The sequence below is a fragment of the Petrotoga sp. Shatin.DS.tank11.9.2.9.3 genome, assembly GCF_003665005.1.
GTDB lineage: Bacteria > Thermotogota > Thermotogae > Petrotogales > Petrotogaceae > Petrotoga > Petrotoga mobilis.
Genome location: NZ_JGVT01000003.1, coordinates 329,540 through 342,163, shown reverse-complemented (window position 1 = coordinate 342,163; position 12,624 = coordinate 329,540). Strand labels below are relative to the sequence as shown.

General features: G+C 33.2%; 13 protein-coding genes. All 13 read right to left on the bottom strand.

All coding sequences use genetic code 11. The features are described 5' to 3' along the window. Nucleotides 1-14 precede the first annotated feature (14 nt). The 13 genes from BZ25_RS03475 to BZ25_RS03415 all read right to left on the bottom strand — a co-directional run bounded on the left by BZ25_RS03475 (nt 15) and on the right by BZ25_RS03415 (nt 12,515). Nucleotides 15-713: a flagellar brake protein gene (locus BZ25_RS03475; protein ID WP_121515208.1), complete on the bottom strand. Its 699-nt coding sequence runs from the start codon at nt 711-713 to the stop codon at nt 15-17. A 48-nt stretch (nt 714-761) separates the two neighbouring features. Continuing rightward, on the bottom strand, nt 762-1,616 hold the full coding sequence (locus tag BZ25_RS03470; protein WP_121515207.1) for a P-loop NTPase: 855 nt from the start codon (nt 1,614-1,616) through the stop codon (nt 762-764). Beyond that, nucleotides 1,613-2,929 carry a flagellar biosynthesis protein FlhF gene (gene flhF, locus BZ25_RS03465; protein ID WP_121515206.1) on the bottom strand — a complete coding sequence of 439 codons (1,317 nt, stop codon included), beginning with the start codon at nt 2,927-2,929 and terminating at the stop codon, nt 1,613-1,615. The genes BZ25_RS03470 and flhF overlap by 4 nt, the downstream gene beginning before the upstream one ends. After that, nucleotides 2,919-5,051, bottom strand: coding sequence for a flagellar biosynthesis protein FlhA (flhA, locus tag BZ25_RS03460; protein WP_012209201.1), 2,133 nt, complete (start codon nt 5,049-5,051; stop codon nt 2,919-2,921). The genes flhF and flhA overlap by 11 nt, the downstream gene beginning before the upstream one ends. Before the next feature lie 18 nt (nt 5,052-5,069). Continuing rightward, entirely contained in the window at nt 5,070-6,203 is a 1,134-nt protein-coding gene (flhB, locus tag BZ25_RS03455; RefSeq protein ID WP_233546380.1) for a flagellar biosynthesis protein FlhB, read from the bottom strand. Further along, nucleotides 6,125-6,892: a flagellar biosynthetic protein FliR gene (fliR, locus tag BZ25_RS03450; RefSeq protein ID WP_158245378.1), complete on the bottom strand. Its 768-nt coding sequence runs from the start codon at nt 6,890-6,892 to the stop codon at nt 6,125-6,127. The genes flhB and fliR overlap by 79 nt, the downstream gene beginning before the upstream one ends. Before the next feature lie 6 nt (nt 6,893-6,898). Further along, entirely contained in the window at nt 6,899-7,165 is a 267-nt protein-coding gene (fliQ, locus tag BZ25_RS03445) for a flagellar biosynthesis protein FliQ (RefSeq protein ID WP_012209198.1), read from the bottom strand. A gap of 4 nt (nt 7,166-7,169) precedes the next feature. Beyond that, complete coding sequence (gene fliP, locus BZ25_RS03440; RefSeq protein WP_370035183.1) at nt 7,170-7,937, bottom strand: flagellar type III secretion system pore protein FliP; 768 nt, start codon at nt 7,935-7,937, stop codon at nt 7,170-7,172. Next, entirely contained in the window at nt 7,925-8,308 is a 384-nt protein-coding gene (locus tag BZ25_RS03435) for a hypothetical protein (protein WP_012209196.1), read from the bottom strand. Before BZ25_RS03435 ends, fliP begins: the two co-directional genes overlap by 13 nt. 5 nt (nt 8,309-8,313) lie before the next feature. Further along, nucleotides 8,314-8,673: a chemotaxis protein CheY gene (cheY, locus tag BZ25_RS03430; RefSeq protein WP_121515204.1), complete on the bottom strand. Its 360-nt coding sequence runs from the start codon at nt 8,671-8,673 to the stop codon at nt 8,314-8,316. 28 nt (nt 8,674-8,701) lie between these two features. Further along, nucleotides 8,702-9,130: a chemotaxis protein CheW gene (locus BZ25_RS03425; protein WP_233186695.1), complete on the bottom strand. Its 429-nt coding sequence runs from the start codon at nt 9,128-9,130 to the stop codon at nt 8,702-8,704. A 112-nt stretch (nt 9,131-9,242) separates the two neighbouring features. After that, nucleotides 9,243-11,264, bottom strand: coding sequence for a chemotaxis protein CheA (locus tag BZ25_RS03420; protein WP_121515203.1), 2,022 nt, complete (start codon nt 11,262-11,264; stop codon nt 9,243-9,245). A 39-nt stretch (nt 11,265-11,303) separates the two neighbouring features. Beyond that, on the bottom strand, nt 11,304-12,515 hold the full coding sequence (locus BZ25_RS03415; protein ID WP_158584842.1) for a CinA family nicotinamide mononucleotide deamidase-related protein: 1,212 nt from the start codon (nt 12,513-12,515) through the stop codon (nt 11,304-11,306). Between the last annotated feature and the right edge of the window lie 109 nt (nt 12,516-12,624).

Sequence of the window (12,624 nt, the reverse complement as noted above, 5' to 3'; positions counted from 1 at the left end):
AAAAAGGTACTGTATCAAATCTTTTTAAATGACTCCCGCTCTAATTTGAAAACGAACCTCACCAGCTCTTCTTCTTTTTCTCTTGTTAAGTTTAAAAACTTAATTCCATAAATGTATTCACCGCTTGTAGTTTTTCCAATAGACCTAACAACCTCGGATTCCATGTCTTCAAGTCTGATCTCATTTTTTAATGCTAAATTTATTATTATCTTTTGTCCGACTTTCATCTCTTTAGAGGTAACGATAGCCAATCCTCCTGCACTGAAATCTTTAGTCATAAACCGATATTTGGTTGGCTGAATGTTCTCCTCACTTTCACTATTTTCTAGGTCTTCTTTGAAACAAAAGGTACCTTCTTCAGAAACAGGAATCCTGGCATGTTGCCTTCTTTGCACTCTAACAATGGTTTCAGGAATGTTTATTATAAGGTATCTTATATTTTCTTCTTTTCCACTGCTATAAACTTTGCTTTTAAATAAATAAACAGCCCTTGAAGAGTATGCTCTTACTTTTAGATTAGTACCTCGAAAAATTTGCAGATAGGCTCCCTTAAAAATCGGCATTCCAATTTTAGCTAGATTACTGCTGAGGTCATGTTCGTATAGGATACTTTTATAAACTCCTTGAATTCCTTTTTCTTGAATCTCTAAATCCAAGGGCATATTAGTGTATAAAACATTCTTTGAGCTTACTTTTTCGACAAAATCAGACATCTTAAACCCCTTTTCTATCTATAGTATAACGTTCCTTCACACCGAATATCAATGATCTTTTCCAAACATCTCTCTTAATCTCTGCGTAAAATTAATATGGGAAGAGGTTTCGATATTCAGTATATTGGAGGTAATCTTTTTTATATCTTTTGAAAACTTACTGCTTTCTTTTAATGAAACTAGTGGTATCTGTCTCTTGACACTCGTATGAACATTTTCATCGTAAGAAATTTCATGAAAGTTATTTATTTCTCTATTTAAAAACCTTTTTGCAGTTCTACTTAAGACGGATTTAACCATCTCCACTTCATTTTTATTTTTGATCATGTTAAGAATTATCTCTATTTCCCCATTTACATTCAAAACAGATAAAGCTTTCAGCAAGGTGTAGGCGTTAACTACCGCCGTCGGTTCGGGAACAGTTATTAGAAAGATAGTATCAGAATTTAAATAAAAATTATTGAGTTTTTCAGAGTAACCTGCACCTACGTCTATTATAAAAAAATCGATATCTTTCAACAAATTTAAAAATTCATCCATGATCGAATCGGTAAAATTATTTTGAAAGATCTTCCAATCTGTGAAATCAAAACCGCTACTAATTATCTTAACACCGTACTCTGTATCTTGAACACACTCGTTGAAGGTTACATTTCCCCTCATATATTCACTCAACGTAACCTTCACAGTTTTTCCCATCAAAATAGAAGCGTTCGCGAAACCGGCATCCGAATCAAACAAAAGTATTCGTTTCCCATGTGTGGCTAACTCAGTAGCTATATTCACTGATAATACCGACTTGCCGACTCCTCCCTTTCCGCTTACGATTGTTATAATTTTTGTTTGTGTATTAGAAAACTCTTCTCTTAAACCAGTTGCTTGATCACGATATATCCGGTTCATTTAAATACCTCCTCCACTGCTGCATGAGTCAGCCATTCTTTAGAAGGAAACTTCAAATCTTCAGGAACTCTTTGACCATCTGTTATCCCCAACAAAGGTAATTTAGAATATTCCAGAAAAGAAAATAATTGCCCATATGATGACGTTTCATCCATCTTTGTAAAAATTAATGCGTTGGGTTTTAGATAAGAAAAATTATCGTAAATATGCATCATATCTTCACAATTTGTGTTGGAGGATACCAGCATTATATTGTAATCAGGCTCAACTACGTCTTTGAACACTTTTAGTTCCCCCATCTGTAAATTGTTCTTATGGCTTCTTCCAGCTGTGTCTATTAGAATCACATCAAAATTCAAAAGTGATTCCAAAGCAATTTTAAGGTCAGACGGGGTATAACAAATGTGAAGCGAAACACCTAGTATATCTGCATAAGTTTTTAACTGATCTGTTGCAGCTATTCTGTACGTGTCGATTGTAATTAGTGCAATTTTTTTATTCAATTTTTTTAAGTTAGCGGCTATTTTTGCCAACGTTGTCGTTTTTCCAACTCCTGTAGGACCTATAAACATAACTTTATTCTTTATATCACCAAAATTTAAAATTTCGAAGCTTTGATAAAGTTTTTTTTCAAATCTGGTTCTTATAATTTCTTGGTTTTGCCAATTTTCTTCAACTTTTAAATCGTTCAATTGGTTTAAAAAGGATTCGATAAAAATCCTTGAATACGATTTTTCGTACAATTTATCCTTTATATCTTGAAGATAGAGATCGTTCGCTTCCATTTTTTTGTTCAACTTTTCAACCATATTCATCAGATCTTGTAATTTCAAACTATCTTTGATGTCACTTTCAGTAGGTTCCTTTTGGATGTGTTGATGATAAAATGATTCTACACTTTTGTCTATCTTAGAGGATATTTCTCTACTCGTTTTTATAAACTCTGTTAAATCGTCTTTCGAATCCTTATAATTAGGTTCTTTATCACTTTTTAAATACGAAGGTGTTGATATTTTTTCTTCTCTTTCTTTTTTTCTATAAAATTCGGGTGTATTCCTTTTTATTAGATCGTTTAGCGTATAGGTATTTTCAGATTCTTGCGGGTATTTTTTTGTTTTTTGAGGCTTGTATTGAGAATTTTTATTTTCCTCACTCAAAACAGTTACTTCAAGGTATTTTTCTCCACCGATTCCAAAGAAGCCCCCCTTTTTTACTTTTTTTGTGTCTAAAATATATGCGTCTTCTCCAAATTCTCTTCTTATCTTTTCCATTGCTTCAGAAATTGTTTTTACTGTAAGTTTTTTAATTTGCATTGGATCCCACACCTTCTATTTTCACTATTTCATTTACGTTGAGAGAGGTATCTGAAGGTATCTCTTCGTATGCTACAATACTGATGTTTTGAACAAATTTTAGTGTAAATCTGGCAAACGGGTATCGTATGTTTTTAGAACAAATCAATATAGGGTTAAATCCTTTCATCATCATATTTTCCAGAGACTTTGATATTCTTTGTACTAAAATATTTGAATATTCTGGCTCGAGTATTATAACCCTTCCCGAATCGGAATCCCTTATCGATTCAGATAATTTTTTCTCTATAGTTGGATCCAAAGCCGAGACGTGTAATTCTCCATCATCAGATTTTAAATTTTCAACTATTTGCCTTCCCAGTGACCTTCTAACATACTCTACTAAATTCTCTATATTGTTCCCATATTTATCAGCTCCCTCTATCAAACTTTCAAAAATTAAAGGGAGATTTCTTATTGAAACTCTTTCATACAATAGTTCACTCAAAACTTTTTTTAGTTCATGCATTTTTAGCATGGTTGGAATTAATGTATCTACTAGATTAGCATAATTAACTCTCAATCCGTCTATCAATATTTCTATTTCTTTGGTTCCAATAATTTCATGAGCATATTTTTTGATGGTTTCAGAAAGGTGTGTGGCGAAAACACTTGGGGCATCAACAGTAGTGTAACCTTTTTCTATAGCCTCCTCTTTTAAACTTTCGTCTATCCAGAAGGCTACCAACCCGAAGGCAGGCTCTTTTGTCTTTATACCGGGCAATTCTTCAGTCGCCATGCCTGAGTTTATAGCAAGAAGTCTATCGGGGATCAATTCAAATCTACCAACTTCAACACCTCTTAATTTAATAACGTATTCGTTCGAACTTAATAGAACGCTGTCTCTTATTCGAATGGGAGAGATGACTATACCCAATTCATATGCCAATTGTTTTCGAACAACGGTTATCCTATCTAATAGGTCTCCACCTTGATCAGGATCAGCTAAAGGTATCAATCCATAGCCAATATCTACCTCAATTGTGTCACCTTGTAAAACTTCTGAAACTTCTTCTGGAGTTGTAAGAGGTGGTGCAAATCCGCCAGAAACCCCTCTTTTTTCAGCTTTTGGTGCAGCCGAAGTCCCCATACCTACACCAGCAGAACCTGTTGTTTCGTAAGCTAGCTGGCCTTCGTTAGCTCTATTCGCGTATGCTACGAAGAGTAAACCTGCTCCTAAAATCAACGATGGAAAAACTGGGATTGGTGTTAATAGGCCTAAAACTATTATTATTCCGCCTGCTATATTTAAAACTCTCGTGTCAGAAGTAAGTTGTCTTATTAAATCTACCCCAAAATTATCTTTTGAAGCGGCTCTTGATACTATCATACCTGCAGAGGTTGAAATTAACAACGCAGGAATTTGAGCAACGAGTCCATCCCCTACCGTGAGTAAGGCAAATACTTCCGCTGCCTCTGCGATAGTCAGTCCCTGCTGTAACATCCCAATTATTAAACCTCCAACTAAATTTATTAGAGTTATTATTAAACCGGCTATTGCGTCCCCTCTCACAAATTTACTAGCTCCATCCATCGCTCCATAAAAGTCGGCTTCTCTTCGTATGTCTTCTCTTCTTTGCCTAGCTTCTTCTTCATTAATCAACCCTGAAGACATGTCAGCATCTATACTCATCTGTTTGCCAGGCATGGCATCCAAAGTGAACCTTGCGGCTACTTCGGATATTCTTTCTGTTCCTTTAGTAATTACAAGAAATTGTATTATAACAAGGATCAAAAAGATAATGATTCCAACAATATAATTACCACCAACAACAAAGTCGCCGAAGGCCCTTATTACTTTTCCTTCAAAATTTTTACCGTTTAATAGTATCAAACGAGTAGACGACACGTTCAATGCCAACCTAAAGATGGTCATGACCAGTAACAAAGACGGAAAAATAGAAATATCCAATGCCCTTTTCAAATATAAGGTTGCTAACAAGATTATTATTGAAATGATTATGTTTAAAAGTTGCAAAAAGTCTAGCAAAAAGGTAGGAATAGGTATTACCATCAACACAACTATTCCAACAATAAGTATGGAAATTATTACATCTAACCCTTTTATTCTAGTAAAATTCATCGCTAACCCCCCAATCAATTAAGAACTGAGTTTGTAGATGTAAGCTAGTACTTCTGCAACCAAGGTGTACAGATCTTCTGGTATTTCTTCGTTTAATTCAACTTTCTCATAAATTTCCCTTGCCAAAGCAGGTCTTTCTAAGATAGGAATTCCGTGTTTAAAGGCAATTTCTCTTATCTTAAAAGCTACTTCATCTTTTCCTTTTGCTACAACTATGGGCGCCTGCATTTCCTCAGCTTTGTACTCTATCGCAACGGCATAATGAGTAGGATTGGTGATGACAACATCCGCTTCAGGGACTTTTTGCATCATTCTACTTCTTGCTAAATTTCTCATCAATTCTCTTTGCCTTTGTTTAATTTCAGGGTTCCCTTCTATTTCCTTTCGTTCTTGTTTGACCTCATACTTGCTCATTTTTAACTCTTTTTTATATTCATATCTCTGGTACCAAAAATCAAACAAACTGAGAAGAAGTAAGGCTATTCCTAATTGAAACAGTACGTTAATCACCAAATCAAAAATCACATTAAAAGAAAAAGCCGTTTCTTCCTGTGCCAGAGAGAGTATCTTAAACCAATTGGCTTTTATTATATTATAGATTAACAATCCTAATATGGTTAATTTTAAAAGGGCCTTTATAAGCTCTACAACAGATCTTAAAGAAAATAACCTTTTGAATCCTTTAATGGGGTTTATCTTGCTCAGATCCAATTTTAAAGATTTAAAAGTAAACAAAAATTTGGTTTGGATCATTCCCAAAAGGGTAGAAACTACAACGGCAACGACAAAAAACAGTATCAATTTTATGTATAAGTTCATGTGTGCTGTAATCTCATATCCAAGCAAATCTGTTGGTGAATAGTCTAAATCTAAAGATAAATAATCATAAAATACCTTAAAAATATCGTTAAGGAGTGGCTCAAATATTATCCACAAAAAAAGTGAAATTGATAAAAAACTAACCGCCATGTTAAATTCATTCGATTGAGGAATGTTTCCCTCTTCTCGAGCTTTTTCTAAGCGTCTAGGTGTTGGATCCTCAGTTTTATCTGGATCCGCAAAAAGTTGAAGGTTTATTGAAATAGAAGGATCATTGAATTTTTTATCCATTCCATTAGTTGAAAGAATAGAGTAGTAAACTGATCTTCCCAAATCAATATCACTCCTAAGAAAAGTAAAAATCCTACCAGTATTTCTAGTGGGATACCCACCATAAAAACATTAACCTGTGGGATCAATCTAGAAACTATTCCCAAAGCAACTTTCAAAAGGATCATAAATGCAATAAACGGCATCGAAAGTTGAAGTCCTATAGTGAATACATCAAATAATTTTTGGGAAAAAACCATAAATCCATCAGGCGCTAGAGTAAAAACCACGGGAACCTTGTTGAAAGAATCTATAATTATTGAGTATAAAATTAAAGGTCCTTTAAAGATAAAAAAAAGCAACATACTGAATAAAAATGAAAGCTCAGAAACCAAAGAAACTTCATCGCTAGTTACTGGATCAAAAACATTCGCCATCGCAAATCCCATTTGTATACCTATCGTTTCCCCTGCAAATTGAAAGGCATAAAACAAAATATTAGCTATTAATCCTACGCTACTTCCAAAAACAAAATTCATCAACAAATAAAATATTATTACTAAAGGCGATGAATTTATAGGGAAAGTACCGTTAACCTCAAATAGCACCAAATAAGAAATAAAGAGCGTTATAAAAACTTTTATATGAACGGGAACAAAAGTAGTGCTAAAAAAAGGAATGAAAAAGGTGATTCCAGCCACTCTAGCAAAAATGAAAAAATAAACCCATAGTTGGTATGTTAAATTTTCCAACTCCAACTAAATCATCCCTAAATAATAAGTGAATAACTCGAATGAAAAATCTGATAAATTTTGCATTATCCAAGAGAACATCAAAACCAACGCTAAAAAAGTTATTATAATTTTAGGAGCAAATGTCAACGTCTGCTCGTGAAGCTGTGTAACGGCTTGAAATATACTAATAATCAACCCTACCGCCACACTTATTATTAAAATTGGAGAGACCACTTTTAGAAAAAGCATTATACCGTTTTCAAAAATCTCTATTAGTACCTCTTCGCTCATGAGATCATCCTCCCACAAAACTCCTCACTAATCCACCAATTATGAGGTCCCATCCATTTACCATTACAAAAATCATTATTTTAAAAGGTAAAGAAATCAGAATCGGAGGTATCATGATCATCCCCATAGATAACAGAATACTCGCTACCACCATATCTACTATTATAAAAGGTAAATAGAGCAATATACTCATTTTAAAGGCAATTTCTAACTCACTTATTGCAAAGGCAGGTACCAGAATTTGAAAAGGAGTTTCTTCGATATTATCTATCTCTACATTCATTGAAGATGAAAGCATATAGATATCGTCTTCATTTTTATGGGCTACAATCTCTGAAATCATGAAATCTTTGAATTGTAGCCAACTAATTTGTATAGCTTCTTCGTAGCTAATTTCATTTTGATTGTACGGAACAATTGCTTCTTGATACACCCCATTAAAAACGGGAAACATTATCATTATCGTTAAAAAGAGGGCTAAAGCCAACATTACTTGATTTGGAGGTGCTTGCCTAGTGCCCATTGCCTGTCTCAAAAAACTTAACACCACAACTATTCTTGTAAATGAAGTAAATAACATTAAAAACCCTGGGGCTAAGGACAAAACAGTTACTATTAAAAGTATTGTCAACGTCGGCGTTAAAGTATTAACTTCTTCATTTGGGTTTATTTGTATATCTACCCCTGGGAGTTGAACGGTATTTTGAGAAAAAACTAAGCTAAAAGCTAGGATAAAAAGAATAAGGGTTATTATCGTCTTTACTTTTCTAATTTTTTCTCTTCCCTTCCCCTTGGAATTTTATCTTTTTTCAATATATTTGAAAAGGTTTCAAGAAATTTAGGATGTTCATTCATAATTTCTTGAACCTCTTCTTCTTCTAATTTTCGTACTATTTCACTGGAATTGGAAGTAGCCAAAATAAGGTAATATTCTTTAAAAACTTTCAATACTCCAACGTATAAATTCCTATCTAGATAGTATTTTTTTACCATCTTAACTTCTTTGCTTTTAGGGCCCTTTTTTAATGTTTTAGCCAGTATATAATAAAATACCACAAGAAGTATGATGAGTAAAATTATGGCTACAAACCAAAATGATACATTAACCAAATTATTGGTCGGCGTTGCATAGTTAGTGGGCATTTAAACTACTCCAATTTTTGTAAAGCTTCTATAACCCTATTAGGTTGAAATGGTTTTACAATAAAATCCTTGGCACCAGCCTGAATCGATTCTATAACCATAGCTTGCTGCCCCATAGCACTGCAAACTATAATCTTTGCGTTAGAGTCTATTTTCTTAATCTCTTTTATAGCTTGAATACCATCTTTAATGGGCATAGTTATATCCATAGTCACAAAATTTGGTTTCAGCTCTTGATACTTCTCAATCGCTTCTTGACCGTTGCTAGCTTCCCCTACTACTTCATAATTTGCTTTTGTTAATATGTCTTTTAACATCATTCTCATAAAAGCAGCATCATCCACTATTAAGACAGTTTTAGCCATTAAAACACCTCCGAAGACTTTAAAATTTTTACTTTTCTAACTCGGCCTCTAAGATACTTTCTAAATCTAAATATACTATTAACCTATTTTCTATCTTTATGACACCTTTAACTTTATCCGAATAAACTGACTCTTTTGATTGAAATTTTTCCAACTTTTCAGGATCTATGGAAAGAACGTTTTCAACTTCATCTACATACATTCCTATTTCCTCTTCGTTTATTTTTAAAACAAGGATATTTTGATAAATGTGGTCTTCTGGAACTTCAATCCCTAAAATCTTAGTTAATTCGATAACAGGAACTATTCTTCCTCGTAAATTGATTAAACCAACTACGAAGTATTTTGAATTTGGAACGGGTGTTACATCAGTCTTATCAACAACACTTTCTATATTCTCTATTGGTAAAGCATATTCTTGATCCACAATTTTGAAAGAAAGAACGTCTTCCATCATATATTTATTTCCCCCTCTTTTACAACTATTGAAAACACTTTCGAAAATATAAAACTTGCTTTTGCACCCCTTCGCCCCGCAGCCCACCTCACAATAATGTCTATTAAATTTGTTATATTAGAGAAGCCACATCTAATATTAGAGCAATTCTTCCATCTCCTAAAATTGCTCCACCGCTAAATTCTTTAACATCTTTCAGCAAAGATCCCAAGGATTTGATAACTATATCGTCTTGGCCTAATAATCTATCTACAACAACACCATATTTTTTGTTCCCTAATTTGACAATAATAATATACTCACTTGAAGAATCTTTTTTCTTTTCATAACCAAATAACTTTCTTAAACGTACTACAGGCATTACTTCCCCTCGCAAAAGGAAAACTTCTTGACCTTGAACAATTTTTAGCTCGCCATCACTCAGTCTTTGAGTTGTATCAATGTTAGCAATAGGTATGGCATATACTTGCTCATTTACAGTTATTAGAAGGGCTTCGATAATTGCTAAGGTAAGAGGTAACCTTATACTTATCTTTGTACCTTTTCCTTTTTTTGTTTCCAAAGAAATATTACCCTTTAAACTTTCTATTGTACTTTTAACTACATCCATTCCAACCCCTCTACCTGATAATTCCGTAGAAACTGTTTTAGTAGAAAAACCTGGTAAAAAGACAAAATTGTATATCTCCTCTTCGCTTAATTTTGATGCTTCTGATGAGCTAATCAATCCCTTATTTATAGCTGTTCGGAGTATTTCATTTACATCAAACCCTTTCCCATCATCTTCGACTTCTATGATAACTCCATTTCCTTCATGTCTGGCTGATAACTTCAAAGTCCCAGTTTCAGGTTTACCTTTGGCTAATCGTTCGTGAGGACCTTCAATACCATGATCCAAAGAATTTCTTAATAAATGAACTAAGGGTTCTCCTATTTCATCAACAACTGTTCTATCTAATTCTGTCTCTTCTCCTTGAATTACAAAGTTCACTTTTTTACCCAATTCTTTTGCAAGATCCCGTACAAGCCTTGGAAACCGATTGAAGACGAATGCGACAGGAACCATTCTAATTTTCATGACAACATTTTGAAGGTCTAAGGTTATCCTTGAAAGCTGAGTTAAACTTTCATCTACTTCTTTTACATCGTACTTACTTAAAGTTTCAATTATTCTACTTCGGGCTATAACGAGTTCTGCCATTAAATTCATCAAATCATCCAATTTATTTATATCTACTCTTATACTCCTTGAAAGCTTAACTTCTTTTTTGTTATTCTCTATGCCCTCTTCTTTTAACCCTTCTTCCTCATCTTTATTCTCTTCTTTTGATCCAAAAAGGTTATTCGCTGAAAATTCATCCACATAAACCGATTCTACTTCGGCAACTTTATTAACGAGTTCTGCTATTTCTCCAATACTTTTGGAGGTAACGATCCCAAAAATTAACTCTTTATCAAAATTTTCTTTTTCTATCTCTTCGACACTGGGGTAAGTATAAACTATCTCACAGCCATTATCTTCTAATTTGTGGTGTATTGCGTAAGCTCTTGCCTGTTTTAACTGTACATTATCCTCTAAAATAACTTTCAAAATTAAAAAGTTAAGATTTCTTTCTTTTGCTTTTTTGAAAACATTCTCTAAAAGCTCTTTGGTTTCTTCGCCCATTTTAGAATATATTTCATTATTTTGTTTGACTAGATTTTCTTCTTTTCCGGTTGCTTTATACTTGGCCGATGTAGACGAACCTGTTGACTCCACATAAGAGTTAATTTTATCCAAAAGTTTTTCCAACTTTTCTATACCGCCATTTCCACCTTGTTCTATATCTGAAATACTTTCTTCTAATGCATCCGAAGCTTTAAATAAAAAATCCATCAGATCATCAGTTAAATCAATATTTTTATTTCTTAATGAATCTAACACATTTTCCAATTTGTGGGAAAATTTAGCCAACGTGTCAAACTCCATTGTCCCTGCCATACCCTTTAAGGTATGGATTACTCTGAAAATATTATTTATTATTTCTAAGTTACTTTTATCTTTTTCAAGTTCAAGTAGAAGGTCGTTAAGTTCTTGAATATTTTCTTTAGATTCCTCTAAAAAAACATTTAAATATACATCGTAATTCGACAATTCTATCCCCTCCTATTTCAAGCTATTCTACACTATTTTCTAAAGATATCGTTTTCGAACCAAATCTAAAATATTCCAAAAAGCAAAATACGTGGCTCTTTTTCGAATTTCATCCCTATCCCCTGTAAAAACATTTTTTAGGGCAACAAAATCTTCATTAATGAGAAAACCATACCAAACTGTCCCAACTGGTTTTTGCTCACTCCCTGAGCCTGGCCCTGCTATGCCACTAACAGACACACAGATATCGCTTTCCATGATTTTCTTCAAACCATATGCCATTTCTTTGACGGTTTCTTCGCTAACAGCTCCAAATTTTTCTATGGTTTCTTTTTTGACGTCCAATAATCTTACTTTTGATTCATTAGAATACGTCACCAATGAACCTTTAAACACATTAGAAGCACCTGGAATGGATACCAATGTATCTGAAAGCATCCCTCCAGTACATGACTCCGCAAAAGAAAGTGTTTTTGAAGACTTCATTAATACATCAAATAAAGTAATTTCTAAACTTTTAAAACCAATAAAATACCTACTAAATTGAGACAATATCTTTTCTAATATGGGTTCAAAATCGTCATTTTTTTGCATTCTAATTCTTAAACTGGGACCTATGTATTCTTCTATTTTTGTAGAGTAATCAAAATTTTTCAAGATGACTGAAACTTCTTGCATTAACTCAGCTTCTGTTAAGCCATAAAAGTAAAGTGAATATTCTACATGATCGTTTTTCATATTACTTTTTAATTCATCATATATATGCGTATCAAAGATTGCTTTCATCTCATTATAAGGTCCTGGCAGTAAATAAATAGTGTGACCGTTAAAATGAACTTTTTGTCCTGGTGCACTTCCTACAGGATTTTGTAGTATCTCAGCATTTTTTAAAACGTAGCTTTGTTTTTTTAGGATACTTAGGTATTTCCCGGTTTTGTTGTAATAATACTTTTTTATTTTCTCAAATAATTCTTCATTAAATACAATATCTATATTACAACTTTCAGAAACAGCTTGAACTGTCAAATCGTCCTGTGTTGGTCCCAAACCACCTGTTAGAAGTATTATATCACACATCTCTAACGATTCTTCTATGGATAACTTTATCAAAGATAAATCATCTTTTACATTCGTTATTTTTAAAGTATCATATCCAACAGATTTGAGCCTTTCGGCAAGGTATTTTGAGTTTTTGTCTAATATTATACCTTCTGTTAATTCATTACCCGTCGCAATTATACAAGACTTCAATTTTGTCACTCCAATATGTTTTATCTAAACTAAATCAATATATTTTACCACAATTTTTTTCTTATTTTCACAATTTGCTAATTTTAATATTTTGGTGCTATCATTACAC

What these genes read in the sequence shown, in the direction of transcription:
- BZ25_RS03475 (WP_121515208.1), bottom strand. Translation starts at nt 713, where the DNA reads ATGTCTGATTTTGTCGAAAAAGTAAGCTCAAAGAATGTTTTATACACT.
- BZ25_RS03470 (WP_121515207.1), bottom strand. Translation starts at nt 1,616, where the DNA reads ATGAACCGGATATATCGTGATCAAGCAACTGGTTTAAGAGAAGAGTTT.
- flhF (WP_121515206.1), bottom strand. Translation starts at nt 2,929, where the DNA reads ATGCAAATTAAAAAACTTACAGTAAAAACAATTTCTGAAGCAATGGAA.
- flhA (WP_012209201.1), bottom strand. Translation starts at nt 5,051, where the DNA reads ATGAATTTTACTAGAATAAAAGGGTTAGATGTAATAATTTCCATACTT.
- fliQ (WP_012209198.1), bottom strand. Translation starts at nt 7,165, where the DNA reads ATGAGCGAAGAGGTACTAATAGAGATTTTTGAAAACGGTATAATGCTT.
- BZ25_RS03435 (WP_012209196.1), bottom strand. Translation starts at nt 8,308, where the DNA reads ATGCCCACTAACTATGCAACGCCGACCAATAATTTGGTTAATGTATCA.
- cheY (WP_121515204.1), bottom strand. Translation starts at nt 8,673, where the DNA reads ATGGCTAAAACTGTCTTAATAGTGGATGATGCTGCTTTTATGAGAATG.
- BZ25_RS03425 (WP_233186695.1), bottom strand. Translation starts at nt 9,130, where the DNA reads ATGATGGAAGACGTTCTTTCTTTCAAAATTGTGGATCAAGAATATGCT.